26 protein-coding genes are annotated in these 24808 nt (G+C 72.6%); 15 read left to right on the top strand and 11 right to left on the bottom strand.

The window, feature by feature from the left end; genetic code table 11:
- Positions 1 to 47 precede the first annotated feature (47 nt).
- Both AB0B35_RS06370 and AB0B35_RS06365 read left to right on the top strand, forming a co-directional pair.
- Complete coding sequence (locus AB0B35_RS06370; RefSeq protein ID WP_361041426.1) at positions 48 to 614, top strand: hypothetical protein; 567 nt, start codon at positions 48 to 50, stop codon at positions 612 to 614.
- 76 nt (positions 615 to 690) lie between these two features.
- The gene (locus AB0B35_RS06365; RefSeq protein WP_361041423.1) at positions 691 to 1302 is read left to right on the top strand and encodes a DUF305 domain-containing protein; all 612 of its coding nucleotides are present in this window, start codon (positions 691 to 693) and stop codon (positions 1300 to 1302) included.
- Between the two features lie 57 nt (positions 1303 to 1359).
- On the opposite strand, the gene AB0B35_RS06360 is transcribed toward AB0B35_RS06365, so the two are convergent.
- Positions 1360 to 2157 carry a methyltransferase domain-containing protein gene (locus tag AB0B35_RS06360; RefSeq protein WP_361041419.1) on the bottom strand — a complete coding sequence of 266 codons (798 nt, stop codon included), beginning with the start codon at positions 2155 to 2157 and terminating at the stop codon, positions 1360 to 1362.
- Between the two features lie 129 nt (positions 2158 to 2286).
- Here AB0B35_RS06360 and AB0B35_RS06355 point away from each other — a divergent pair, with 129 nt between their 5' ends.
- Positions 2287 to 3366, top strand: coding sequence for an AI-2E family transporter (locus tag AB0B35_RS06355; RefSeq protein WP_361041417.1), 1080 nt, complete (start codon positions 2287 to 2289; stop codon positions 3364 to 3366).
- Positions 3367 to 3425: 59 nt separating this feature from the next.
- The gene (locus AB0B35_RS06350; RefSeq protein ID WP_361041415.1) at positions 3426 to 4403 is read left to right on the top strand and encodes a YihY/virulence factor BrkB family protein; all 978 of its coding nucleotides are present in this window, start codon (positions 3426 to 3428) and stop codon (positions 4401 to 4403) included.
- Between the two features lie 93 nt (positions 4404 to 4496).
- Here the strand turns inward: AB0B35_RS06350 and AB0B35_RS06345 are convergent, their stop codons facing one another.
- Complete coding sequence (locus tag AB0B35_RS06345; protein WP_361041413.1) at positions 4497 to 5978, bottom strand: hypothetical protein; 1482 nt, start codon at positions 5976 to 5978, stop codon at positions 4497 to 4499.
- Between the two features lie 361 nt (positions 5979 to 6339).
- Here AB0B35_RS06345 and AB0B35_RS06340 point away from each other — a divergent pair, with 361 nt between their 5' ends.
- Complete coding sequence (locus AB0B35_RS06340; RefSeq protein ID WP_361041411.1) at positions 6340 to 8025, top strand: sulfatase; 1686 nt, start codon at positions 6340 to 6342, stop codon at positions 8023 to 8025.
- A gap of 79 nt (positions 8026 to 8104) precedes the next feature.
- Here AB0B35_RS06340 and AB0B35_RS06335 read toward each other — a convergent pair whose 3' ends face one another.
- Both AB0B35_RS06335 and AB0B35_RS06330 read right to left on the bottom strand, forming a co-directional pair.
- On the bottom strand, positions 8105 to 9817 hold the full coding sequence (locus AB0B35_RS06335) for a HAMP domain-containing sensor histidine kinase (protein WP_361041408.1): 1713 nt from the start codon (positions 9815 to 9817) through the stop codon (positions 8105 to 8107).
- Positions 9814 to 10506, bottom strand: a complete 693-nt coding sequence (locus AB0B35_RS06330; RefSeq protein ID WP_361041405.1) for a response regulator transcription factor — start codon at positions 10504 to 10506, stop codon at positions 9814 to 9816. The genes AB0B35_RS06335 and AB0B35_RS06330 overlap by 4 nt, the downstream gene beginning before the upstream one ends.
- 285 nt (positions 10507 to 10791) lie before the next feature.
- On the opposite strand from AB0B35_RS06330, the gene AB0B35_RS06325 reads away from it, so the two are divergent.
- Positions 10792 to 11997, top strand: coding sequence for a hypothetical protein (locus AB0B35_RS06325; RefSeq protein ID WP_361041402.1), 1206 nt, complete (start codon positions 10792 to 10794; stop codon positions 11995 to 11997).
- Between the two features lie 55 nt (positions 11998 to 12052).
- Here the strand turns inward: AB0B35_RS06325 and AB0B35_RS06320 are convergent, their stop codons facing one another.
- A complete protein-coding gene (locus AB0B35_RS06320; protein ID WP_361041400.1) occupies positions 12053 to 13240 on the bottom strand; it encodes an MFS transporter in 1188 nt (395 codons plus the stop codon).
- A gap of 140 nt (positions 13241 to 13380) precedes the next feature.
- On the opposite strand from AB0B35_RS06320, the gene AB0B35_RS06315 reads away from it, so the two are divergent.
- The 5 genes from AB0B35_RS06315 to AB0B35_RS06295 all read left to right on the top strand — a co-directional run bounded on the left by AB0B35_RS06315 (position 13381) and on the right by AB0B35_RS06295 (position 16763).
- Complete coding sequence (locus tag AB0B35_RS06315; protein ID WP_361041397.1) at positions 13381 to 13692, top strand: metalloregulator ArsR/SmtB family transcription factor; 312 nt, start codon at positions 13381 to 13383, stop codon at positions 13690 to 13692.
- 3 nt (positions 13693 to 13695) lie between these two features.
- A complete protein-coding gene (locus tag AB0B35_RS06310; protein ID WP_361041394.1) occupies positions 13696 to 14235 on the top strand; it encodes an SRPBCC family protein in 540 nt (179 codons plus the stop codon).
- A 124-nt stretch (positions 14236 to 14359) separates the two neighbouring features.
- Entirely contained in the window at positions 14360 to 15184 is an 825-nt protein-coding gene (locus tag AB0B35_RS06305; RefSeq protein ID WP_361041391.1) for an endonuclease/exonuclease/phosphatase family protein, read from the top strand.
- Between the two features lie 2 nt (positions 15185 to 15186).
- On the top strand, positions 15187 to 15843 hold the full coding sequence (locus tag AB0B35_RS06300; RefSeq protein ID WP_361041388.1) for an HAD family phosphatase: 657 nt from the start codon (positions 15187 to 15189) through the stop codon (positions 15841 to 15843).
- The gene (locus AB0B35_RS06295; RefSeq protein ID WP_361041386.1) at positions 15840 to 16763 is read left to right on the top strand and encodes a hexose kinase; all 924 of its coding nucleotides are present in this window, start codon (positions 15840 to 15842) and stop codon (positions 16761 to 16763) included. Before AB0B35_RS06300 ends, AB0B35_RS06295 begins: the two co-directional genes overlap by 4 nt.
- Positions 16764 to 16997: 234 nt before the next feature.
- Here the strand turns inward: AB0B35_RS06295 and AB0B35_RS06290 are convergent, their stop codons facing one another.
- Positions 16998 to 17567, bottom strand: a complete 570-nt coding sequence (locus AB0B35_RS06290; protein ID WP_361041383.1) for an LPXTG cell wall anchor domain-containing protein — start codon at positions 17565 to 17567, stop codon at positions 16998 to 17000.
- A gap of 99 nt (positions 17568 to 17666) precedes the next feature.
- Between AB0B35_RS06290 and AB0B35_RS06285 the strand changes: the two genes are divergently transcribed.
- Positions 17667 to 18128, top strand: a complete 462-nt coding sequence (locus AB0B35_RS06285) for an SRPBCC family protein (RefSeq protein WP_361041380.1) — start codon at positions 17667 to 17669, stop codon at positions 18126 to 18128.
- 105 nt (positions 18129 to 18233) lie between these two features.
- On the opposite strand, the gene AB0B35_RS06280 is transcribed toward AB0B35_RS06285, so the two are convergent.
- The 3 genes from AB0B35_RS06280 to AB0B35_RS06270 all read right to left on the bottom strand — a co-directional run bounded on the left by AB0B35_RS06280 (position 18234) and on the right by AB0B35_RS06270 (position 19767).
- Positions 18234 to 18665 carry a hypothetical protein gene (locus AB0B35_RS06280; protein WP_361041379.1) on the bottom strand — a complete coding sequence of 144 codons (432 nt, stop codon included), beginning with the start codon at positions 18663 to 18665 and terminating at the stop codon, positions 18234 to 18236.
- A gap of 104 nt (positions 18666 to 18769) precedes the next feature.
- A complete protein-coding gene (locus AB0B35_RS06275; protein WP_361041376.1) occupies positions 18770 to 19423 on the bottom strand; it encodes a 2'-5' RNA ligase family protein in 654 nt (217 codons plus the stop codon).
- A complete protein-coding gene (locus AB0B35_RS06270; RefSeq protein WP_360538239.1) occupies positions 19399 to 19767 on the bottom strand; it encodes a VOC family protein in 369 nt (122 codons plus the stop codon). Before AB0B35_RS06270 ends, AB0B35_RS06275 begins: the two co-directional genes overlap by 25 nt.
- A 75-nt stretch (positions 19768 to 19842) precedes the next feature.
- Between AB0B35_RS06270 and AB0B35_RS06265 the strand changes: the two genes are divergently transcribed.
- Entirely contained in the window at positions 19843 to 21375 is a 1533-nt protein-coding gene (locus AB0B35_RS06265) for an aldehyde dehydrogenase family protein (protein WP_361041373.1), read from the top strand.
- Position 21376: 1 nt separating this feature from the next.
- Here the strand turns inward: AB0B35_RS06265 and AB0B35_RS06260 are convergent, their stop codons facing one another.
- The gene (locus AB0B35_RS06260; RefSeq protein ID WP_361041371.1) at positions 21377 to 21964 is read right to left on the bottom strand and encodes a hypothetical protein; all 588 of its coding nucleotides are present in this window, start codon (positions 21962 to 21964) and stop codon (positions 21377 to 21379) included.
- A 279-nt stretch (positions 21965 to 22243) separates the two neighbouring features.
- On the opposite strand from AB0B35_RS06260, the gene AB0B35_RS06255 reads away from it, so the two are divergent.
- Complete coding sequence (locus AB0B35_RS06255; RefSeq protein WP_361041367.1) at positions 22244 to 23098, top strand: phosphotransferase; 855 nt, start codon at positions 22244 to 22246, stop codon at positions 23096 to 23098.
- Positions 23099 to 23146: 48 nt separating this feature from the next.
- On the opposite strand, the gene AB0B35_RS06250 is transcribed toward AB0B35_RS06255, so the two are convergent.
- Positions 23147 to 24103 carry a S41 family peptidase gene (locus AB0B35_RS06250; protein ID WP_361041364.1) on the bottom strand — a complete coding sequence of 319 codons (957 nt, stop codon included), beginning with the start codon at positions 24101 to 24103 and terminating at the stop codon, positions 23147 to 23149.
- A gap of 174 nt (positions 24104 to 24277) precedes the next feature.
- On the opposite strand from AB0B35_RS06250, the gene AB0B35_RS06245 reads away from it, so the two are divergent.
- Complete coding sequence (locus AB0B35_RS06245; protein WP_361041362.1) at positions 24278 to 24772, top strand: helix-turn-helix domain-containing protein; 495 nt, start codon at positions 24278 to 24280, stop codon at positions 24770 to 24772.
- Positions 24773 to 24808: the final 36 nt, after the last annotated feature.

The following is a 24808-nucleotide window of genomic DNA, read 5'->3' as shown; positions in this document are numbered from 1 at the left end:
CCGGCGGAGTGTGCGCGCGGCCGCGGGCGATCGGATACGGTGACGGCATGCGGCGGCTGTGCACGGCCCGACCGGGCCGGGCGGCCCGGGTGCTGTTGCTGCTCGCCACCCTGGTCGGCCTCGCCGCCATGCACACCCTCGGGCACGGCACGGCGGCCCACGCCGCGATGACGCCGATGCCCGCACACAGCACCGCCGCAATGGCGGCACGGACCGAGCCCGTCGCCACGTCGGCACGGACCGGGCTTGCCGCCGTCGAGGCGCAGGCCGGGGCGGCCGCTGCCACAGCGGCGCAGGCCGCGGCCATGGCACAGGCCGGACCTGTCGCCATGGCGGCGACGGCGGAGGCGGTCCGCGGCGGCTGCCCCGACGGTCACTGCGCCCGGCTGCTGGCGCCGCCCGCCCGCCACACCACCGGCCTGGACTGGTGGGACGTGTGCGTGGCGGTGCTGACCGCCCTCGGCGTGCTGCTGCTGTTGTTCTGGCTGGTGGGCGTCGTGCGCCGGCGCGTTCCCGCGGGCCTGTCGCGGCTGCGCGCGGCCGTCGCCTCGCGCGGCCCGCCCGTGTCCGGACTCGGTCTCACCCTGGCCACGGTGTCGGTGATGCGGCACTAGGACCCGCGGTGCCGCGTCACGGCGCGGCAGGTCCTGCCGTACACCCTTCTTCCGACACCGAGAGGTCGATTCGATCATGTACAGGAACACCACCCTGCGCGCTGCCCTGATGGGGGCCGCCGCGGCCGTCACCGCGCTCGTCCTGGCCGGCTGCGGTTCCGGCCACTCCGGCATGGACCACGGCTCCGGCGCGACGCCCGGCGCGACCGCGAGTTCGTCCATCGGCGCGTACAACGACGCCGACGTGGCCTTCGCCCAGGCGATGATCCCGCACCACCAGCAGGCGGTGCGCATGGCGCAGCTCGCGCCCACCCGCGCGGCCGATGCCGAGGTCAAGGCGCTGGCCGAGCAGATCAGGGCGGCCCAGGACCCGGAGATCGCCACGATGACCGGCTGGTTGCAGACCTGGCAGCGGCCGACGACGATGCCCGGCCACGAGAGCGGGCACCAGGGCATGCCGGGCATGATGAGCGACGCCCAGCTCGCGGCGCTGCAGGCCGCGTCGGGGCGGGAGTTCGACCGGATGTTCAGCGAGCTGATGATCGCCCACCACGAGGGCGCGATCATGATGGCGCAGCAGGAGATCGCCAACGGCGCGAATGCTGCGGCCAAGGAGCTGGCACAGCAGATCATCACGGCCCAGCAGGCCGAGATCGCCACGATGAAGGCGCTGCTGGCGCGGCTGTGAACCGGGCACGGGTGGCGCGGCGCGATCCGCGCCACCCGTGCGCCCGGTCCGCAGCCGTCATACGTGGCAGATGATCTCACCGTGCGGGACCAGGAACCAGCCGTCCTCGGCCGCCACCCACTCCCGCCAGCCGTCGGCGATCCGCCGCAGGTCGGCCTCGGTCGCCAGGCCCTGCGCGACGGCCTGGCCGGCCAGCGCCGAGTGCACGACCCGCTCGGCCCACATGCCGCCCCACCAGGTGCGCTCCTCCGGGGAGGCGTAGCACCAGACGCTCGCGGTCGCGGTGACGTCGGTGAACCCCGCCGCCCGCGCCCACGAGTGCAGCCGCCGCCCGGCGTCGGGCTCGCCGCCGTTGCCCCGGGCGATCCGGCGGTACAGCGCCAGCCACTCGTCGAGGGCGGGGATCAGCGGATACCAGGTGAACGCGGCATAGTCGCCGTCGCGCGCGGCCACCACCCCGCCGGGCCGGCACACCCGGCCCATCTCCCGCAGCGCGCCGACCGGGTCGGCCAGGTGCTGCAGCACCTGGTGGGCGTGGACCACGTCGTACGAGCCGTCGGGCAGGTCGAGGGCCTGCACGTCGGCGACGAGGAAGTCGACGTTGGCGGTGCCGCGGGCGGCGATCTCGGCGCGGGCCAGCCCGAGGGCCTCCTCGGTCAGTTCCAGCGCGGTGAGCCGTCCCGGGGCGACCGCGTCGGCCAGGTCGGCGGTGATGGTGCCCGGCCCGCAGCCCACGTCCAGGACCGTGCGGCCCGGCCGCAGGTGGGGGAGCAGGTACGCGGCGGAGTTGGCCGCGGTGCGCCAGCGGTGCGACACCAGCACCGTCTCGTGGTGCCCGTGCGTGTACGTCGTCATGGTTGACCCCTCCTGCCAGGAGAGTCTAGAGATCGCGTCCTGTTATATGGGAGACCTATCCCATATGATGAACATGTTTGAGAGAGTGGCAGCTCAGGGAACGTATGTTCGGTGATGAACGGGCGTCGAATGAGCGCCGCCGATGTCTTCCGCTGGGCGGTCGCCGCCTCGTGCGGTGTCGCGCTGGTGGGCGCGGCCCTGGCCGCCGTCTGGTCCGTGCGCGGCATCCTCGTGCTGGTCCTCGTGTCGCTGTTCGTCGCCGTCAGCCTCGACCCGGCCGTCCGCTGGCTGGTACGCCACCACGTCCACCGCCCGTACGCGGTCACCGTCATCCTGCTCGCACTGCTGCTCCTGCTCGCCCTGCTGCTGCTCGGGATCGGGCCGCCACTGGCACGCCAGGCCGGGCAGCTCACCGCCGACCTGCCCGGCCAGATCCAGGAACTCGACGACCGCTCGCGGGCCTTCCGCGAACTCAGCGCCCGCTACGGGCTCGGCGACCGGCTCAACGAGCTGGCCGCCACCATCCCCGAACGCGTCGGCGCGAGCCTGCTCAGCCTGTTCCGCACCTTCCTCGGCGTGCTCGCCGCCGCGCTGACCGTGCTCGTGCTGTCGCTGTACTTCCTCGCCGACATGCCGCGCCTGCGCCGCCGCGTCCAGCTGATGGCACCCGACCGGCAGCGCGAGCGCACCCGCCGCATCGTCGACGTGGTGGTCGACAAGGTCGGCTCCTACATGATCGGAAACCTGCTGATCTCGCTGATCGCCGGCGTCGTCGCGTACGTCGGCCTGCTGGTGCTGGGCATCCCGTTCGCGCTGCCGCTCGCCTTGATCGTCGCGGTGACCGACCTGATCCCGCTGGTCGGCGCCACCCTGGGCACCGCGGTCTGCGGGCTGGTCGCGGCCATCACCTCCGGGCTGTGGCCCGCCGCGATCGGCATCGTGATCTGGCTGCTGATCTACCAGCAGATCGAGAACTACGTGATCGTCCCGAAGGTGATGAAGCAGAGCCTGGACATGCCCGCGCTCGCGGTCCTGCTGGCCAGCCTGCTCGGCGCCGGCCTGCTCGGCCTGGTCGGCGCGCTCATGGCCATCCCGATCGCCGCCACCGTCAAGACGGTGCTGGTCGAGCTGCGCAGACCCCTGCCGCCCGAGCATCCGCCCGAGGCCGCCGACGATTCGGAGACCGGCCATCGGGGTACGCACCCGTGATGCGATCGACGTGGCGGGTCCGGCCACGGCGGTCGGCACCGACACCGCAGGAGAACGACATGCCCGCACGGCCGTCCACCGCCCGGCAGGCCCCGCAGGGCCCGACGGAGTTCACCCGCCGGGACTGGTGGGGCGTGCTCAGGCGCACCGTCAAGGAGTACCAGGAGGACAACCTGAGCGACTGGGCGGCCGCGCTGACCTACCGCGCGGTGATGTCGCTGTTCCCGGGCATCCTCGTGCTCGTCGCGCTGCTCGGCCTGACCGGCGCGGACACCGCCCGGCGCGCCTCGGCCGAGGTCGGGGCGTACGCCCCCGGCGCCGTACGGGACGTGCTCGACAACGCCCTGACCGAACTGCAGCGCGGCCAGGGCGCCACGGCGGGCCTGGTCGCGGTCATCGGTGTCCTGCTGGCGCTGTGGGCGGCCTCCGGCTATGTGTCGGGGTTCATGCGCGCCAGCAACGCCATCTACGACGTGCCCGAGGGCAGACCCATGTGGAAGACGCTGCCGATCCGGCTCGGCGTCACCGTCGTATGCGCCCTCGCCATCTCCGTCGTCGCCCTCGCGCTGGTCTTCACCGGCCCCGTCGCCGCCCGTACCGGCGAGTTCCTGCACCTGGGCTCCGGCGTCGTGCGCATCTGGGAGATCGCGAAATGGCCCCTGGTCATCGCGGTGATCGCGCTGATCTTCGCGCTGCTCTACTGGGCGTCGCCCAACGCCCGGCAGGGCGGCTGGCGCTGGATCTCACCCGGCAGCGTGCTCGCCGTGCTCATCTGGCTGGCCGCCTCCGCCGGCTTCGCGCTGTACGCGGCGAACTTCGGCTCCTACAACAAGATCTACGGCAGCCTGGCCGGCATCATCGTCTTCCTCATCTGGCTCTGGATCAGCAACGCCGCCCTGCTGCTCGGCGCCGAATTCGACGCCGAACTGCACCGCGCCCGCGCCCTGGCCGAAGGTCATCCCCCCGACCAGGAGCCCTACGTCGAACTCCGCGACCAACCCAAGGACCCCGACCGCCCCGACCCCGACCTGAAATAAGGAAGGGCACCTTCTTGACGGATTCCGTGGAGGAAGGGCGCCTTCCCATCCGCGGACCGATCGTGGGATCGCGTTCCACGGGCGGTGCGAGGGCTACGGCGCGGTGGGCGTGGGGTAGATGCGGTAGCCCCCCACCAGCGCGGGCGTGGCCGTGGGCATACGCCGGGCCAGTTCCGCGTCCAGTGCGGAACCGGCGGGCGCCACCACCGCCTGCGCCTGGGCCTGCCAGTAGGACGCGTACCGGTTGAAGCCCCGTTCGAGCCGTTCGTCGACCACTCCGCAGACGGTCTTCTGCGCGCTGAGATAGCTGATCCAGTTGCACGTCCAGTACTCGCCGTGCACATACGTGTAGCCCGACGCCGCCAGGGCCGCCACGACCTGCTGCTGTCCCCGGCCCGCCGACTCGTAACCGGGCGCCTGCCGGGCCAGGCCGACCGACGCGGCGAGCATGGTGAGCGCGAGCGCGCAGACGGGCAGCGCCGCGGGGACGGCCCACGCCGTACGGGCACGGACGACGCGCCACAGCGGCCACAGCGCCGCGGGCAGCGCGATCCCCAGCAGCGCCAGGTAGCGGGCGCTTTCGATCGGGGTGTCGGCCGCCGCCGGGCTGCGCACGTAGCTCAGGAGGCTGAGCAGGCCGCCCGCGGCGAGCACCAGCCGCAGCAGCTCCCGGGCCCGCTCGGCGCCGTCGTCCCCGGTGCGGCGCAGCCGCCGCAGCCCGCGTACGGCCAGGACGATCGCCGCCACCAGCAGCGTCACCACGACCGGCCCCCACCACAAGGACCAGCCCTCGCAGCGGCTCGGCGCGCACAGGCCCATGCCCATCGGCAGGCCGAACCAGGCTCCGCCGACGACGCGGTCGAACAGCGACGCCCCGCTGCCCGCGTTGTTCAGCCCGAGGAACACGGCGACGGAGTTGTTCTCGAAGCCCGCGGTGAGATTGTCGATCACCAGCGGCAGCGCCCCCACCAGGGCACCGGCGAGCACGATCGCGCTCAGCCGCCGGGTGAGCACGCGGGCGGCCAGCAGCGCCGCGAGCGCTCCGAGCAGATAAGGGGCCGGCAGCCAGTGGTTCCAGACGATCAGCCCGAACGTCAGTCCCCAGCCGGCGTACGCGTACGGGGAGGTCAGGCGGCGCGTCATCAGCCCGTGGGTGAGCAGCAGCAGCCCGGCCACCATCGGCGCGGATTCCGGATAGCCCCCGCCGGCGATCAACTGGTTCTTCACCACGCGGTCGGATCCGAGGGCGAGCAGTGCCACGGTGACGGCGGCCAGGCCGGGCGAGAACAACCGGCGCACCAGCACGAACATCAGCGCCAGGAAGGACGCGAAAAGCAGGATGTTCGGTATCCGCAGCGCGGTGACCGAGGGGCCGGACAGGGCGACGAGAGGAGCCGCCAGGTAAGCCTCGATGGTGCCCATGTAGTGCTGGCCGTAGAAGTAGATCGGCAGCTCCCGGCCCTCACCGATGTGCAGCGCGGCGAGTCCCATGGTCGCCTCGTCGCTGTTGGTGTTCGGCGTCGAGTGGACCGTGAGCCAGATCCGCCAGCCGACCCCGAGCGCGCCGGCGAGCACGGCTGCGACGGTGTACCGGTCGAGGCGAGAAAGGCGCGGTGAACCGAGGCGAGCGCCGCTCCCCGTCAAGAATTCCTCCCCCGAATTGACCGGCCACCGGGCAGGCGCGTGTGAACGCGCCCGGCTGACCAAACAATCAGCAGATGCAACCAGTCCGGCCGGTTGCTGTCAACTCGCCTGATTGACTGTTGTGGATCCGTGGACACGGTGATCGGCGTGGCCGGGATGCGCGGCAGCAGCGGGCGCTGACATACCCGGCCCGCAGTGACTACGGTGATCGGTACTCCGACACGCCACGACGCCGGCGCACCCCGGCCGTGTCGCCGCGATGCCGGAACCCGCCGAGATCCGAGGACTCGAGTTGCGCATCAGACACCTCTGGCCGCAGACCACGCGGTCCGCGGGCACCCCCGGCGGCGGCACGGCGGACGACGGCGACCGCGCCGCAGGCAGCGCGGTTCGAAGCCGAGCACGCGGTGCCGTCGCCCGGGTGACGACCGCCGTCGCCGGTGTGGCCGTGCTGCTCCTGCTCGTCGCGCCGGGCGAGGCCGACCGGCTCACCGACCCCGCGGCGTTCCTGCGCATCCCGGTGGACGGCCTGCTCGGCGTGCTCCTCGTGATCGTGACGCCGGCCAGGGCCAGGCGCGCCGTCGCGCTGCTCGTCGGGGCGGTGCTCGGCCTGCTGGGCATCCTGAAGCTGGTCGGCCTCGGTTTCTCGTACTTCCTCGACCGCCCCTTCGACCCGATGGCGGACTGGCCGTTCCTCGCCGCGGCGGCGGACTACCTGCGGCAGTCGGCGGGCGACGCCACCGCGAACGCGGCCGTGGCGGCCGCCGTGCTGATCGCCGTCGTCGTGCTCGCCGTCATGGCGGTGTCGTTCGGGCGCCTGGCCGCGGTCGCGGCCCGGCGGCGCCGCGCCGCGGCCGCCACGGTGAGCGTGCTCGCCGTCGCGGGGCTGGTCGCCGGGGCCGCGGGAGTGCAGATCGTGCCCGGCGTGCCGGTCGCCTCCCGGGAACTCTACGAACGCGTGCGCCAGGCCCAGGCCGGGGTGCAGGACGCGCAGACGTTCGCCGGACTGATCGCCACGGACGCGTTCCGCTACCTGCCCGGTGAGGACCTGCTGCCCGCGCTGCGTGGCAAGGACGTCGTGATCGCGTTCGTCGAGAGCTACGGCCGGGTCGCCCTGGACCAGCCCGATCTGGCCGGGCCGACGGCCGCGCTGCTCGACGACGCGGCGGGCAGGCTGCGCGCGTCCGGGTACACCACGCGCAGCGCCTGGCTCACCTCGCCCACCACCAGCGGCGGGAGCTGGCTGGCCCAGTCGACCCTGCTGTCCGGGCTGTGGATCAACAATCAGCAGCGTTACCAGGCGTTCCTGGACAGCGACCGGTTCACCCTGCCCGGCGCGTTCGGGCGGGCCGGCTGGCGTACGACCTCCCTCATGCCCGCCACCACCGAACCCTGGCCCGAAGGCGCGGCGCTGTACGGCTACGACCGGCTGTACACCCGCCCCGACCTCGGCTACCGGGGCCGGGCCTTCGGCTACTCGGTCGTCCCGGACCAGTACACGCTGTCCGTCTTCCAGCAGCGCGAACGCACGGGCGCGCCGGTCATGGCGGCCATCCCGCTCATCTCCAGCCACTCACCGTGGAAACCCCTCCCCGAGCTGACGAGCTGGAACGACGTCGGCGACGGCACCGCCTTCACAGCCGCGGCCCAGGCCCCCGACGCCGGAGCGCGTACGGCCTACCGGGACGCGATCGGCTACTCGCTGCGCGCGCTGTTCTCCTACGTCGAGACCTACGGCGGTGACGATCTCGTGCTGGTCTTCCTCGGCGACCACCAGCCCGGCCCCGAGGTCATCGGGCAGGACACCAACCGCGACGTGCCGATCACCATCCTCGCCCGCGACCGGGCCGTCATGGACCGGACCTCGGCCTGGGGATGGCGGGACGGGCTCAGGCCGGACCCGTCCGCGCCCGTGTGGCGGATGGACACCTTCCGCGACCGCTTCCTGTCCGCCTTCGGCCCCGCCGAACACCGCTGACCAGCAGCCCTCGCACCACCCCCGCCGGTGCGCCGCCTCCCTGCGAACGAAGGAAGGGCACCTTCTACACGGACGTCCGTTATGAAGGTGCCCTTCCTTCGTTCGGGCGGTCGGGGGAGGGGGTGGCCGGCAGGGAGATGGTGAAGGTGGTGCCCTGGCCGGGCTCGCTGACCAGGCCGATCGAGCCGCCGTGGTCGACGGTGATCTGCCGGGCGATGGTCAGCCCCAGGCCGCTGCCGCCGGTCGCCCTCGTCCGTGCCCGGTCGGCGCGCCAGAAACGGTGGAAGACACGCGGCTGGTCCTCGGCCGGGATGCCGCAACCGCGGTCGGTGACCCGCACCTGCACGGTGTGCCCGTGCCGCAGCGCGCTCAGGGTGACCGTCGTGCCCGCCGGGGAGTGCCGGACCGCGTTGGTGACCAGGTTGCCGACCGCCTGCCGGAGCCGGCCCGCGTCGGCGTGCACGAGCAGGGCGGGCTCCGCGATCACCGCGAGCTCGACGGCGACGGCCGCGGCGGCCGCCTGGTGGGCCGCCCGGCAGCTGTCCAGCAGTTCGCCGATGTCGACCGCGGACCGGTGGTACTCCAGCGCCCCTGCCTCGGCCAGGGCCAGGGTCTGCAGGTCGTCGATGATCCGCTGCTGCAGCATCGTCTCCTCGTGCAGCGAGCCGAACAGCGTCGCGTCGGCGCTGACCAGTCCGTCCTCCAGCGCCTCCAGGTAGGCGCGCACGTTGGCCAGCGGGGTGCGCAGCTCGTGGGCGATGTCGGCGATCATCCGCCGCTGCTGCTCCTCGGCGCGCTGCACCGAATCGGCCATCCCGTTGAACGTGGCGGCGAGCTGCGCCAGCTCGTCGCCGCCGTCGACGCTGACGCGCTGGTCCAGGGAGCCTTCGCCGAAGCGGCGGGTGGCGACCGTCAGGCGCTGGATGGGGCGCAGCACGTGGCGGCTCAGCAGCAGGGAGCCGAGCACGATGGGTACGGCGACCACGCTGAAGGCCAGGATGATCGGCGTGGTGTCGATGCCGTCCTCGGAACTGACGGCCAGCCGCAGCGGCTCCGGCCCGACGATGGAGATGCGGGACAGGAAGACCTCGCGCAGGCAGGTCCGCAGGTGCTGGGCCGGATCGGGTTCCCGGGTCGGGGTGGCGGCGGCGCGTTTGCCGGGCGGGGCCGGCTCACCGGTCGCGTCGAAGCAGCGGCCGACCTCCTCGGTGTCTCGGGTGATCGAGCGCGGTTGGCTCGCGGTTCCGATCCGGCACTCGGCGACCGTGTCGGGCGGGGCGGTGTTGTGCGTGATGAGCGGGAGCCCGTACTGGGTCGTGACGGCCTGCGCCTGCACGCCCGCGCGGGACAGACAGGCGGCGAACCGGATCTCCTGCCGGTACTGCTCGATCGCCAACAGCGTGATCTCCCGCTCCTTGCCCGAGGCCGCAGGCAGGTCTAGCTGGGTACGGGCGTCGATCGGGAAGGTCAGCTTCGTCATCGGGGTCACCGGCCGGCCTTCGAGCACGGCGGTGTCGACGATGCCGACGGCCCCGTCCTGGGTGTCGAGCCGGATGCGCCGCCCGGTCCTGCGGGCGATGCCGGCCGCCACCTCGGCGACGCCTTCCCAGGTGCCGTGGTTGCGGCCGTACTGCGTGACCTCCTCGGCGATCTCCCGCATGACCTGCTGCTGGGCCTGCGCCGAGGCGGTCACCGCGTTCTCGGCGAGGGTGAACGTGAGGTAGGTGCTGGCTCCGGTGGCGACCAGCACGACGACGGCCACCAGGGCGAACACCCTGATCCGGAACGTCATGCGCCCGGCTGCGGCATGCGGTAGCCGCGCCCGTAGACGGTCTGCACGTAGCGGGGTTCGCCCGGATCCTGTTCGATCTTGCGGCGCAGGTTGACGACGTGCACGTCGACGGTGCGTTCCAGGACGTCCTGGTCGAAGCCGAAGGCGCGGTCGATGATCTGCGCCCGGGTGAAGGCGCGCCCTGGCTCGGCCGCGAGCACCTCCAGGATGCCGAACTCCTTGGCGGTCAGCGCCACCGCGCGCCCGCCGACGCGCACCTCGAAGCTGTCGGCGTCCACGACGAGGTCGCCGACGACGACAGGCCCCCGGGCGCCGGTCGGGGCCCCGGCGGAGCGGCGCAGCAGCGCGCGTACCCGGGCGACCAGCTGGCGGGGGCTGTAGGGCTTGGTGATGTAGTCGTCGGCGCCGAGGTCGAGCCCGAGCAGGATGTCGTTCTCGGTGCTGCGGGCGGTGAGCAGGATGATCGGCACGGCGGATTCGCGGCGCAGGATGTGGCACACGTCCAGCCCGTCGACCTCGGGCATCATCACGTCGAGCACGACCAGGTCCGGCTTGCGGGCCCGGCACTGGTCGAGCGCGGCACGGCCGTCGGCGACCGCCAGCACGCTGTGTCCTTCGTGCTCCAGGTACATGCGGAGCACCTGTACGAGCTTCGGGTCGTCGTCGGCGACCAGGATCCGGGCTGCCACGTGGCACCTCCTGCGCGTCGTATCGCTGCGCGGATTCTGCCTGAGCACATGTGAACAACCTGTTAGCACATGGCGGGAGTCGATGCGGGATGCGCCCCTGTGTCATTGCCGGCCCGCTGACCTGCGCAAAATCGTTCACTAATCGCCTCTTAATAAGGCCTTAATAAGTGGCCGAATACGTTGCGCTGCATTGTCGGCAGCAGTGGAGGAGGCTCTTTCGATGGACAGGTCCGTGATCGTCGGGAACGCCCTGGCAGTCGGTGGATGTGAATGCGGGGTGGCGGCGTGACCTCCGTACTGCTGGTCGGCTGGCGTCCGAAGGCCATCGCCGCACTGCGCCGGCTCGGCGCCGAGGTCACCTGTGCCCTGCGCCCCGGCGACGACGACAGCGCGGCACCCGGGCAGCGGCCGCACCGGACGGTGCGGGTCGCCGACCCGGCCGGCGCCGAGTCGGTCCTGGCCGGCCTGGCCCGCCAGGGCCTGCGGCCCGGGGACTTCGACGTGGTGTGCAGCCAGCAGGAGTTCACCATGGTGACCGCGGCCGCGATCGGCGGCGACCGGTCCTGGATGCCCCTGGCCACGGCCATGAACCTGCGGGACAAACAACTGCAGAAGCTGCGCATCCGGCAGGCGGGTTTGCGCGTCGCCGACACCTGGCCGGTCGACGACATCCGCGACCTGCGGGTGCCCGCATATCCCAGCGTGCTCAAGCCGCTGGCGGGCGCGGGCGCCCGCGACACCGTCGTGCTGGGCGGCCCCGCGGCCGCCGACCTCGCCCGCGAGCGGCTGCTGGAGGCCCGCAAGCGGGGACCGTGGCTGCTGGAACGGTTCATGCCCGGCCACGAACACGCCATCGACGGCGTGGTGCGCGACGGGCGGCTGCGGCACCTCGGCATCTCGCGCTACCAGAGCAACCTGATCCGGATGACCGACGGCGCGTACATGCTGTACGTGGCGCAGGACCGCGACGAGCACCCGGAGCTGTACCGGCAGGGCGGGGAGCTGGCCGAGGCGGCGATGCGCGCGCTCGGGCACACCGACGGTGTCTTCCACCTGGAGGCGTTCCTCGACGAGCAGGGCTTCATCTTCAGCGAGTGCGGCGGCCGGATCTGCGGCGGCAAGGCCGACGTGATGGCGGAGCTGAAGTTCGGCGTCGACCTGCACGACGAGTGGGCACGGGCCGTGCTGCGCCGGCCCGCCGGTCGGCGGCGGCCCGGCCGGGCGGGCAGCTACGCCCACGGCTGGCTGCCGCTGCCCGCCGGTCGGCTGGTGTCGGCGCCTGACCGTGAGCAGATCGCCGCCCGGCCCGGGGTGCGCGAGGCCCACGTCTGGCTCCATCCGGGCGACCGGGTGGTCGATCCGCGCACCTCTTCCGGCGCGGGACTGGGCACCGTGCTGATCGAGGGCGACACCGTCGCCGACGTCGAGCGGGACTTCGGCGACCTGGTGACGTGGGTGCAGGACGAGTCGAAGGTCGACCAGGACGGGTGAGGGCGCCTGACCCTCGCGCCCGTGGCCCCGCCGACCGGGGCCACGGGCGCGAGGGTCAGGCGGTGGCGCGGCGCAGCTCGCGTACCGGGCGCACGGCCAGCAGCACGACGCAGCCCAGTACTCCGACCAGGGCGGACACCCCGAGCACCTGGTCGGCGCCGATGAGCACGGCCGCGGGTGCGGCGAGCACCTGGCCGATCGGGATGCCGGCGGTCGAGCCGGCGATCTCGTAGGCCGACACCCGGCTGAGCACGTTGCCGGGCACCTGGGTCTGCACGCTGGTGGCCCACATGACCGACCAGAACGCCCAGGCCGCGCCGCCCACCGCGTGCGCCGCGAGCAGCAGCCCGAGCGGCGCGTGCACGGACACCGACAGCGGTATCAGCGCGAAGCCGAACATGGCCAGGCCGCCCGCGGCCAGCGGCCGGGCCGGGCGCACCCGCATCGCGAGCAGGCCGCCGAGCACGGTGCCGCCGCCCATCGCCGACATGGCCCAGCCGTACGCGTTCTCGCCCAGGTACTCGGTGATCACTCCGGAGCTGAGCGGGATGTTCGGCCCGAACAGCGTCACGCCGAACACCACCCAGATCAGGATCACGCTCCACATCCAGCTGCGGGTGCGGAACTCGTGCCAGCCTTCGCGCAGCTCGCGGCGCATCGTGACGTCGGCCCGCGGGGTGCGTACGACCGGGGGCAGCCGCAGCGCGAGCAGGCACAGGGCGCTGACGGCGAAGGTGGCGGCGTTGATGGCGTACACGGTGCCGGGCCCGGTGAGCACGACGAGCGTCGCCGACAGCGCGGGGCCGAGCAGCTGCGCCCCGGCGTCGGCCACCCGCAGCGCTCCGTTGGCCCGTTGCACGTCGGCGGCCACGCGCGGCACCATGCCCGCGACGCCGGGCTGGAACATGGCGGTGGCCGCACCGGCCAGCGCCGACATCGTGATCAGCAGCCAGAGCGGGGCGTCCCCGCCGATCAGGGCGACGGCGACGACGGACTGGGTGACCATGCGCACCACGTCCGCGCCGATCATCAGGCGGCGGGCGCCGAAGCGGTCGGCGAACACCCCACCGAACAGGATGAGGGCGATCGCCGGGACCATCCACGAGGCGAGCACCAGCCCGACGCCGGAGGCGCCGTGCCCGGCCGAGCGCACCGCCAGCGCGACGGCGACGGGCAGCATGCCGTCGCCGAACAGGGCGACGGCGCGGGCGATGAAGTAGAGGCTGAATTCACGGGTCCACATGCGACCCGTACCCGGTGGCACGACTGTCATGTCGATCAAGAACCCCGAACTGTTAAGACTCCTTCCCGATTTCGCCAAAAACCTGGGACGAATTTGTGTACGACTTGACAGGCATATAACCCAACGGGCATGTTGAGTGCGTGACGGTGGTGGGCGCGTTCGCGGTGCTGGGTGAGGCGAACCGGCTGCGCATCCTGGAGCACCTGCGCGGCTCCGAACACAGCGTCGGCGAACTGGTGGACCGGCTCGGTTTGAGCCAGCCCGCCGTCTCCAAGCACCTGCGGGTGCTGCGCGAGGCGGGCTTCGTGTCCAGCCGCATCGCCGCCCAGCAGCGCATATACCGCATCGAACCGGAGCCGTTCGCGCAGCTGGAGCACTGGCTGGCGCAGTACCGCCGGCTGTGGGACCGCCACCTCGACGCGCTGGAACGGCACCTCGACGACCAGGAGTGACACATGAACGCCATCGATCCCGGCCCGATCTGGCCGGTCGAGGCCCACCCGTCGGGCGGGCGCTGGACCTTGGTGCTGCAGCGCGACTTGCCGCACCCGCCCGCGAAGGTGTGGGCCGCGCTCACCGAACCCGGGCAGCTCGCCCAGTGGGCGCCGTACCTGGCCGACCGCGATCTCGGCAGCACCGGCGCGGCCATGCTGACGATGATCGACGGCGAGCACGCCGAGGACCTGCCCGCCACCGTGCAGCGCGCCGAGCCGCCGCACCTGCTCGTCTACACCTGGGGTGAGGATCTGCTGCGCTGGGAGCTGACCCCGACCGCCAGCGGCACCCGGCTGGTGCTGCGCCACACCATGGCCGACCGCGCCTGGCTGCCCAAGGTCGCGGCCGGCTGGCACCTGTGCCTGGTGGTCGCCGGGCGGCTGCTCGACGGGGACCCGGTGCCGCCGATCCGCGGCGGCGAGGCCAAGAACCACGGCTGGGCTGAACTCGACGAGGCGTACGGCCGCGAACTGGGCATCTCGGGCGACGAAACGGTGTGACCCGCCGGCCGGGAGGGCCGGGCACGGTGTTCCCTGCGGGAGTGGAAACGGATACGCTGCTGCGCTGCGAGGCCGACCCGGGCCCGTGGGCAAAGCCGTATGCGAGCAGGAGTGTCGACCAGTGATGAGCGTAGGCAACGGTTACCTGAAGGTCATGTCGTGGAACCTGTGGCTGGCCGGCCGCTTCGTCGACGACTCCCGGCCCAAGCAGCTCGCCTTCCTGCGCGAGCAGGCGCCCGACGTGGTCGGCCTGCAGGAGACGCTCGGCGTCGCGGCCCAGGAGCTGGCCGAGGAGCTCGGCTGGCACCACCATCAGGGCGGCAGTTGCGGCATCATCTCGCCGCACCCGATCACCACGCGCTACGGCGACGAGTCGCTGCGCGGCGTCGGGGCGCGGATCCAGTTGCCCACCGGCCGTGAACTGGTGGTCTGGAGCGCGCACCTGAACTACGAGCCGTACGGGCCCTACGACTTCCACCTGTCCGGCATGACCGTGCCGCAGGTGCTGGCCCGGGAGGAGGAGGCGGGCCGCCCGCGCCAGATCGCCGACCTCATCGACGCGATGCGCCCCGCCCTGGCCGAGCGCGGCCTGCCGGTGCTGCTCACCGGCGACTTCAACGTGCCGTCGCACCTGGACTGGCCGAACCTGCCGTGGCAGGTCAGCGTGGCGGTGGAGCGGGCCGGCCTGCGCGACTCCTACCGGGTCGTGCACCCGGACGCCGCGGCCAAGCCCGGCCACACCTGGTCGCCGCTGAACCACTGGCACGAGCAGCAGGAGGGAGTGCTCGAACCGCAGGACCGCATCGACTTCGTGCACTACGCGGGACCCCTGCGGCCCGTGGCGTCCGACACCGTGGGCGTGGGCGAACCGCGCACGATGCCGCACCATGCCGACAATGAATGGACCTCGGACCACTGGGCGGTGCTGAGCACCTTCGTGATGGAGTGATGATGCGATTCGACCTCGGCGGGTTCGACGCGGTCCTGCTGGACATGGACGGCACCCTGGTCGACACCGAGTCGCTGTGGATCGAGGCGGTGCTCGGCGTCGCCGCCGAGCTGGGCGCGGACCCGCTCGACCAGGCGCAGGTCATCGGCGGCACGGTGGCGGGCATCGTGGCGGTGGTCGGCGCGGCCACCGGCGGGCGGTACACGGCCGCCGACCTGGACCGGCGGATCGACCAGGCGGTCAAGCGCAAGATCGCCGAGGTCGGCGTGCGGCTGCGCCCGGGTGCGCGCCGCCTGCTCGACGACCTGATCGCGGCCGGTATGCCCTGTGCGCTGGTCACGTCGTCGGGCCGAGCGGACACCGAGATCATCCTCGACGTGCTGGGCCGGGCGGCGTTCGCGCACACGGTAACCGCCGACGACGTGCCGCGGCACAAACCGGACCCGCTGCCGTACGCGAGCGCGGCGGCGCTGCTCGGGGTGGACCCGGCGCGCTGTGTCGCGATCGAGGACAGCCTGGCAGGGCTGGCTGCCGCCGAAGGAGCCGGTTGCACCACGGTCGCCGTGCCACACCTTCAGGACATTCCGGACGCTCCGGGCCGCAACGTATTGACCAGCCTCGAAATGGTCTCCGTAACGCCGGTTAAGGTGACTCAGTGATCCTGACCGTGACGCCCAACGCCGCGCTCGACGTGACCTATCAGGTCGACGCGCTGACCCCGTACGCGACGCACCGGGTCGCGACGGTGGCCGAGCGCGCCGGCGGCAAGGGCGTCAACGTGGCCCGGGTGCTGCACGGACTCGGCACGCCGGTGCTGGCCACCGGCCTGGCCGGGGGACCCACCGGGCAGCGGCTGCGTGAGCTGCTCGTCGCCGACGACGTCGCCGAAGCCTTCCTGCCGGTGACCGGCGACGCCCGGCGCACCGTCGTCGTCGCCGACCGCGCCGACGCCACCGGCTTCTGGGAGCCCGGCCCGATCGTGTCCGCCGCCGAGTGGTCGGCGTTCACCGCGCACTTCGCCTCGCTGCTCGGCGGGGTCAAGGTCGTCGTGCTGTCCGGCTCGCTGCCACCGGGCGTGCCCGCGACGGCGTACGCGGAACTGCTGGCCCTGGCCCACGCGGCCGGAGCCGCCACGATCCTCGACGCCGACGGCGACCCGCTGCGCCAAGGGCTGCGGGTCCAGCCCGACCTCGTCAAACCGAACGTGTCCGAACTGCACGCGCTCACCGGCATCCGCGTCGACGGTCCGGACGCGGCGCGTGCGGCCGTCGCCGCACTGCGTGAGCTGGGTGCGGGAGACGTCGTCGCGTCGCTGGGCGGCGGTGGCCTGGTCGCGGTCAGCGCCGCGGGCGTATGGCGCGCCCGCCTGGCCGAGCCGCTCACCGGCAACCCGACCGGCGCGGGCGACGCCTGCGTGGCCGCCCTCGCCCGCGGCCTGCTCGCCGGGCAGCCCTGGCCCGAGCGCCTGCGCGACGCCGTGGCCCTGTCGGCCGCCGCGGTGCTCTCCCCGGTCGCCGGAACCGTCGATCCCGCCGTCTACCGGCGCCTGCGCGACGAGGTCATCGTCGACGCCTGCTGACGCGCCGGATTCCGGTTGAACCGGACGCCTACTGACCATTCTTGACAAGATGGTTGAGCAAGGCTGCCACCCATGCCGACGGGTCATCACGGGGGCGCGGGATGGTGAACCGAAACCGGGTGCCGCTGAGCGGCGATCGGGTGCTGGTCGCCTTCGCGTTCGGCTGCCTCGGCCGGCTGGCCCTGTACGCCGGCCTGACCTACCTCGGCCAGGACAGACCCGGCCTGGCCCGGTTCACCGGCGAGGTGCTGTACCTGGTGCCGGTCGCCATGATGCTGGCCCTGAGTGTCTACGCCGCCGGCGCAGCACGATCCCGAGGGCGGCCGCCAGGACGAGCAGCGCCCCGGCGACCGGCCACCACGAACGCGATGTCCGGTCAGGAGCGGGCTCGGCCACCACCACCGGCGACGAGACCGCGACGGGCTCGGCCGCCGAGGGCGCGGACACCGCAGGCGGAGCGGGCACGACGCCGTTGCACAACCCGGTGGCTCCGTTGTACACGTTCACCCGGTACCGGAGGCCGGCCTCGAACTGGTACCCGCAGCTGGCCTCGCTGCGGCTCACCCGCAGCCCGAGCGTCTCCCCGATCGCGACATCGCCCTTCTCGACGGAGTCGACCACGAGCCGGATCGACTCGTTCGTCACCTGCGCGACGGTGCCGAGCACGATGCGCTGGGCGTGCGCGTCCTGCTCGGGGCCGGGGGCGTAGGCGCAGGAGCAGGCCCAGGCCGGCTGAGCCGGGGAGATCACCACGACGAGGCCGGCCGTGGCCAGGACGAGGAAGAGGAGAGCACGCAGCTTCATGGCGACTCCGACGGGGCCGTCCCGCCGGGGGTTCCGCCCGCCGTCGGCGAGCTGACGCCGGTGCCACACGGCCAGGGGACCGCCCACTACGCTGTCGCGATGGCTCTCGCCCTCATCAAGCACTCGTGGCGTGTCGACTCTCCGCCGGAGACGGTGTTCGCCCACCTGACCGAGCCGCAGCACTACATCGGACTGTCGCCGCTGGTCGTCGAGGTCCGCGACGTGCGCCACGGCACCGACGAGGAAGGCGAGCCGGTGACCGACTACGTCGCCGTCGAACGCTTCCGCTTTCTGCGGGTGATGCACTGGGACAACCTGATCCGGGTACGGATGCGAGTGCTCGAACCAGGCAGGGTGCTGCGTCAGATCGTCGCCAGCCCAGGCGGAGTGACGCTGCTGTGGAGGGTCCGGCTCACCCCGGACGGGGACGGCTCCATCGTCGACGACCGCATGGAGATCTCCATGGCCGCGCCGATGCGCGGTTTCGTGACCGGCCAGGCCCGCAAGGTCCAGCTGCACCGCGCCGCCGAACTCACCCGCCGCATGGCCGGCCCCGCCTGACGCGGCCAGCGTCCTTGATCGTCGGACTTGCCAGGCACGTGTGCGAAAGCGAGTTCAAGATACGCCCCGGTGCCAGGCAAGTCGGGCGATCTTGTGTCGCGCCGGTCAGCGGGGGACGGCGGCCTGTTCGAGCAGCGCGGTGACGTGGGGGTCGGGGGACGGGGTGGACAGGTCGCCGGCGAACGCGGCGAGGGCGTGCTCGCCGAGGGTGAGCTGCTGGCGGAGGGCCCGCCAGGCGTGCAGGTTGGGGTGCGGCAGGTCGGTGCAGGCGACGGCCGGTGTCAGCAGGGCGATCACGCGGTCGAGGTCGGCCGGGGTGAGCGGGTACGACGCCGAGCCGCCCGTGTGGCCGCAGACCGTCGCCAGCACCGCCGCGGGCAGGAAGCCGTCGCCGACCGCGACGCGGGCGAACACGGGCCGTCCGGCCACGAGCCGGGCCACGCCGAACGCGGCCGGAGGCCGCCAGCCGGGGATGGCCGCCTCGAAGCGTTGCCGTGCCGCGTCCAGGTCCGCGATGGTGCGCCACTGCTCGAGCATGTCGCGATGATGGCACGCGCCGGGGCATGCTGTCGCGGCGGATCCCACCTCAGTGGCGGCCGCACGACAGGTGACCTGCGTTCCGGGTCCGGTATCGCGTCCGGTCAGGGGCGGGCGAGCGGGATGCGGGCCACCGGCGTCCACCGGTATCCGGCCGCCCGGGTGTCCTGCGCGACGTCGAGCAGGTGCACCTCGCGTACGGTCATCGCGGCGTGGCCGGGCCGCACCTGGCGCAGGGCGGCCTGCACCCGGCCGGAGTCGCCGGACCCGGTGGCGTAGGCGAGCGTGAGATGGCCCGGCATGGCCTGGTAGGCGACGGCTTCGCTGCCGAGCACGTCGGAGATCGCCGTACGGGTGCGGGCGTGAACGGTGTGCAGCGGCTCGCCGGGCAGGTCACCGTCCAGATCGGCGAGCACGACGGTGACGCTGGCCAGCGCGGACCCGGCGGTGAGGGTGAACGCGGGCACGTCGGACAGCGCCTCGGTGAGCCGGGCGGTGAGCTTGTCGCGCTCGCCGGGTCCGATCTCGGCGGCGGGGATGCCCATCACGGGCTGGACGGTGACGTGCAGCCACGGGTCGGGCACGGGGGAGAGGAAGCCGAACGGGGCCATGGCCGCCCGGCAACCGCGGACGAGTCCGGCCAGGCCCTGATCCTGCCGCAGGTCCGGGAGCAGGTACACGTGCAGCCGGGTCCAGCCCGTCGGCCAGACCCGGTCGCCGGTGAGGAACGCCTTCACCGGCCGCGCGGCGGCTGCCACAGCTCGAAGCGGTTGTCCTCGGCGTCGTACGCCCAGCCGAACCGCCCGAACTCCCCGTCCTCGACCTCCTCGGCGACCCGGGCGCCGGCGGCCCGCAGTTGGGCGAGCATGGCGTCCAGATCGTCCACCCGGAAGTTCATCATGTACGGCTGGTCGGGGTCGCCCATGTAGTCGGTGTCCTTCTCCAGGACCGTCCAGGCCGTCGTGCCGCCCGCGTGCCAGCGGAAGGTGTGCCCTCCCCATTCGCTCACATCGATGCCGAGGTGGGTGGCGTACCAGGCACGCAGCACTTCGGCATCGCGGGCGCGGAGGAAGACACCGCCGATACCTGTTACTCGCTGCATCGGCACATTCTCACACGAAACCACCGCGCCGAGCCGGACCTTGGCGGAGCCCGCACGCGGGGGCATGATGCTGGCATGCTTCGTTCGACGATCGACGGCGCGCCGGTCACCGCCGCCGCCCGGATGCTCGACAGCCGCAACCCCGCCGACCTGGACGACGTCGTGGCCCAGGTCGTGCTCGCCGACCCGGCTACCGTCACCGCGGCGGCCCGGTCGGCACACGCCGCGCAGCGGGCCTGGGCCGACGTGCCCGCGCCGGTCCGCGGGCAGGTCGTCGCGAACATCGGCGCGCTGGTCGAGGCCAACGCCGAGGCGCTGGCCCGGCTGGTCACCCGCGAGATCGGCAAGCCGCTGGCCGAGGCGCGCGGCGAGGTGCAGGAGATCGTCGACACCTGCCGCTTCTTCCTCGGCGAAGGCCGCCGCCTGTACGGCCAGACGGTGCCGTCGGAGATGCCGGACAAGCAGCTGTTCACCTTCCGCGAGCCGGTGGGCACCGCGATGATCATCACGGCGGGCAACTTCCCGGTCGCCGTGCCGTCCTGGTATCTCGTGCCCGCGCTGCTGTGCGGCAACACCGTGGTGTGGAAGCCCGCCGTGTACGCCGCGGCCGCCGCCGACGCCCTCTACCAGCTGTTCGTGCGGGCCGGGCTGCCGGCCGGGGTGCTCAACCTGGTGCACGCCGACGGCCCGGAGACCTACACCGGCCTGTCCCAGGCCCTGGACGAGGGCCTGGTGCAGAAGGTCGGCTTCACCGGCTCCACCGAGGTCGGCCGCGCGATCGGCGAGCTGTGCGGCCGCCACCTGCAGAGCCCGTGCCTGGAACTGGGCGGCAAGAACCCGATGGTGGTCACCGAGGACGCCGACCTCGACCTGGCGGTGGAGGGAGCGCTGTTCGCCGGGTTCGGCACCGCCGGGCAGCGCTGCACGTCGCTGGGCACCGCGATCGTGCACGAGTCGGTGCACGGGGAGTTCCTGCGCCGCTTCGCCGCGGCGACGGCGGCCGCCGCGATCGGCGACCCGACCGGGGACGTCCTCTACGGGCCGATGCTGGACGAGCGCTTCGCGACGGCGTACGAGAAATATCTGGGTTGGATCTCCGGCGGGCAGCGGGTGCTCGGCGCGACCGGCCGGATCACGGCGGACAACCCCCGGGCGGGGTTCGTCGGCGACCCCGCGACCGGCCTGTTCTACCACCCGGTGATCGTCGACGGGGTCCGTCCCGGGGACGCGATCTTCGACAACGAGACGTTCGGCCCGCTGGTCGGCGTCACCGCCTACGGCTCCCTCGACGAGGCGATCGAGCTGGCCAACGCCCCAGGGTACGGGCTGTCCAGCGCGATCTACACCACCGATCCGAAGAAGGCGTTCGCGTTCCGGCGCGGCATCGGGGCGGGCATGGTCAGCGTGAACAACTCGACCTCGGGAGCGGAGGCGCACCTGCCGTTCGGCGGCAACGGCCGCTCCGGTAACGGCAGCAGGCAGTCCGGCATGTGGGTGCTCGACCAGTTCACCCGCTGGCAGGCCCTGAACTGGGACTACTCCGGACGGCTGCAGAAGGCGCAGCTGGAGGTCGCGGTCGTGCCCGCCGACCTGGAGTTCCGGTTGTAGCTCAGCCGACCGGCGCGGGCGCGGTGGCGATCACCTTGCCGTCCGCGCCGGTCGCGATCACCGTCGCGCCTTCGACGGTGGCGTTCGGTGACCAGATGGCGAAGTAGACACCGTCGTGCGTGCCGCGCAGCACCTCACCGGAGACCAGCCGGGCCTCGATCGCGGTCGCCCCGGCGGGCAGCGCCCCCATCAGTACCTTCGGCTTGGCCACCGCGTCCCAGCCGCCGAAGAAGTCCACCCCTTGTTTGGTCGGCTCCTCGAAGACGGAGCCGAAGGCCTGGTAGTAGCCGTACCGGTTGCCTTCGCAGATCCGGACTGAGCGTGGGTCCTCGGCGACGTACATCCGCAGCCAGTCGTCGCCGGCCTGGACCGCGAGGCGCTGAATCAGCGCGCCGCGGGGATAGGAGTCCTCCGCGATGGCCAGGCATTCGGCGGCGGCCTGGTCCTGCGGGACCGGCTTTTCGTCGGTGTCCTCGCCGGGCATCGTGATCAGCCACACCGCCCCGGCGAGCATGAGCACGCACAGTGCCAGCACGAACCGGGCGGGCCCGGACATGCGCGTGTCAGAGGCCGGGCGGAGGTCGGTCACGGGCGCTCCCTGGGATCGATAGAGGCTCACAGTAGGCGATCTGCACACGACCTACAGGCCCGCGGATGATCATTCCGCGGAGTCTGCCCGGTGGGGCTTTCCAAGATCTGTTTTTGTGGACGCTGGAGGCCCCTATAGGGGCACCTGGCGTCCACAAAAACAGATCTTGAGAATCGGGTACGGCGGTGAGGCGTGCCCCCACGCATGACGAACAGGACGAAAGCGACCGCGGCCCGTATCGATCGCGGCCCGGCTTGCCCGTGCTGCGATCGTAGGAGCGTGAACGCGTATCCCACGCCGACGCCCGAAACCCGGCAGTGGCTCAGGCAGGTTCTCGGCGCGCCGATCACCGCAGTGACCCCGCTGCAAGGCGGCATCGCCCATGCCGTCAGTGCCGTCGACACGGCCGACGGGCGGCGCTACGCGTTACGCCGCTGGTGCCGGCCCGGCTGGCAGGTCGAGGACCCGTGGTTCACGCCCGCGAACGAGGTCGCCGCGCTGGCCACTCTCGCGGGCACCGGCCTGCCCGTGCCCGAGGTCGTCGCGGTGGACCACACGGGTGCGCACACCGACTTCCCGGCGCTGCTGATGACCTGGCTGCCGGGCACGATGCTGCCCAGCGCCACCCACCGCGCCGACGCCGGACCGCCACCGACGACGGGCATGCTGCGCCAGCTCGTCGTTGCCGCACACAGCGTGCATGCCGCCGACGGCACGGGCGTCGCCCCGTTCGAGCCGTACGTCGTGCTCGCCGACGCCCGGCCGCCGCGGTCCAGCGCCCGGCCGCAGCTGTGGGAGCGGGCGATCGCCGCCGGGGCGGCCGTCGCGCCTCCCGAGCGGTCCACCCTGATCCACCGCGACTACCACCCGGGTAACACGCTGTGGCAGGACGGGCGGCTCACCGGCATCGTGGACTGGACGAACGCGTCCCGGGGCGCGCCCGGCTACGACTTCGGCTACCTGCGCGTCAACCTGCTCATCACGTACGGCCAGGAAACCGCCGACGCCCTGCTTCCGCTGCTCGACGAGCACGACCCGGCCGCTGACCTGCTGGCCTTCCTGGACATGGAATGGGAGGGCCCGCACGCCGCCCCGCTCCCGGTGATGGAGTCCTACCTGGAACGCCTGCTGTGAAAGGAAGGGCACCTTCCACAACACATAGCGATGTGAAGGTGCCCTTCCTTACAGCGGGGCGCCGGCGTCGAGTGCGGTGCGGGCTTCGGCGGCGGACGGGCCGTTCCCGGCGCAGACCTGCTCCAGGGCGGCCCGGTATGCCGTCGGCAGGGCCTGCTCGGCGCTTGTCGCGAGGTCCGGGGCCACGCCGACGCTCTCCCAGTTGGTCCCGGAGACCGGGTTGACCGCGCGGGCCACCGAGATCGTCGCCTCCAGGTGCGGGTGCAGGCGGAAGGCCTCGCGCGGGTGCGCGCCGCCGCGCGTGCGCTCGCCGACGACGGTGCCGCGGCCGGTCTGCTGCACGTCGTAGGCGAGCGCCTCCCCGCCGGAGAAGGTGGACCCCGAGGTCAGCACGTACAGGGGCCGGTCGCGGCCGAAGCGGCGGCCGGGCACGTGCGCGTGGGTCCACGACTGCCGCACCTGGTCGGTGGCTCGCTCGTACATGCCGGTCAGCTGCACCGGCTCGTGGTCCCACAGGTAGCTCAGGAACAGGCTCACCGCGGACGGCTCGCCGCCCAGGCAGCCGCGCAGGTCCACGATCAGCGCCCGGACCGGGGCGAGCAGCGTGAACGCCGCCGCGTACACGTCGCCGACGAGCACCGCCGGGAACAGCACGGGCGTGACCTCCAGCAGGCCGACGTCGCCCGGCAGGCGGCGCGCGCCCGCGATCCCGCCGCAGGTGCGCTCGGCCCACTGGGCCATCGCCGCGTACTCCGCCGCGTCGTCGCCCGGGACCTGCTCCGGCAGTGGCTCGGCGTGGTGCAGCAGCCGCAGGTGCTTGTCGCCGTTGACGGACTGCAGGTCGGCGGTGACCGCCTCGGCGAGCGCGGCCGGGTCGGTGGGGTAGCCGTCGCGCCGGGCGGCCAGCCGGGCGGAGATCTCGGCGGCGGCGTCGGGGAACACGTAGCGCTCCTCGACCAGGGCCCGCAGCCGGTCGACGAGTTCGGTCACCTGAGGGGTCGTCATGGCGTCCAGGGAAACACGCCGCTTGACAAAGCGTCAAGAGTTCTTGACGCTTACCTCATGACACCGCGCGACACCGGATCTGCGGGCTCTGGGAAGCCGCCGGTCCGAACCGGACAGAGCGGACCCGCGTCCGCCGACCAGGACGGCCCGGCCGGGCCTGAGGGCGAGACGGTCATGCGGGTGACCTCGCCGGAGCACTTCAAGGCACTGGCCCACCCGATGCGGCACCGGCTGCTGTTCGCCCTGGAGCGTCCGGCCACCGTCAGCCGGCTCGCGGCGGTGCTGCGTACCAACAAGGGCAACGTGGCGCACCACCTGAAGGTGCTGGTGGACGCCGGGTTCGTGCGGCCCGCCGGCACCCGCACCGTGCGCGGCGGCACCGAGCAGTACTACGCCCGCCTGGCTCGCGCCCTGCACTACACCGGCCCGGCGGCGGCCGAGAATACGGAGGTCGCGTTCCAGGCGCTGGGCGCGGAGATCGCCGGGGCCGCCCCCGACCCGTTCCTCGTGCTGCGCCACCTGCGGCTCACCGCCGACCAGGTGCGGGACCTCACCGCCACCCTGACAGCGCTCGCCGAGAACACTCCTGACGCCGGAGACGATGGCATACGGCACGGCCTGCTGCTCGGTCTCTACCGGCCGCACGATCCGGAGGCTCCATCAGATTGATCGACGATCTCTCCATCAGCGTTTTCTCAGCTTGCC

Origin of the sequence: Catellatospora sp. NPDC049133, from assembly GCF_040648455.1 — a bacterium.
Lineage (GTDB): Bacteria > Actinomycetota > Actinomycetes > Mycobacteriales > Micromonosporaceae > Catellatospora > Catellatospora aurea.
This window is presented reverse-complemented; position numbering and strand designations above follow the sequence as displayed.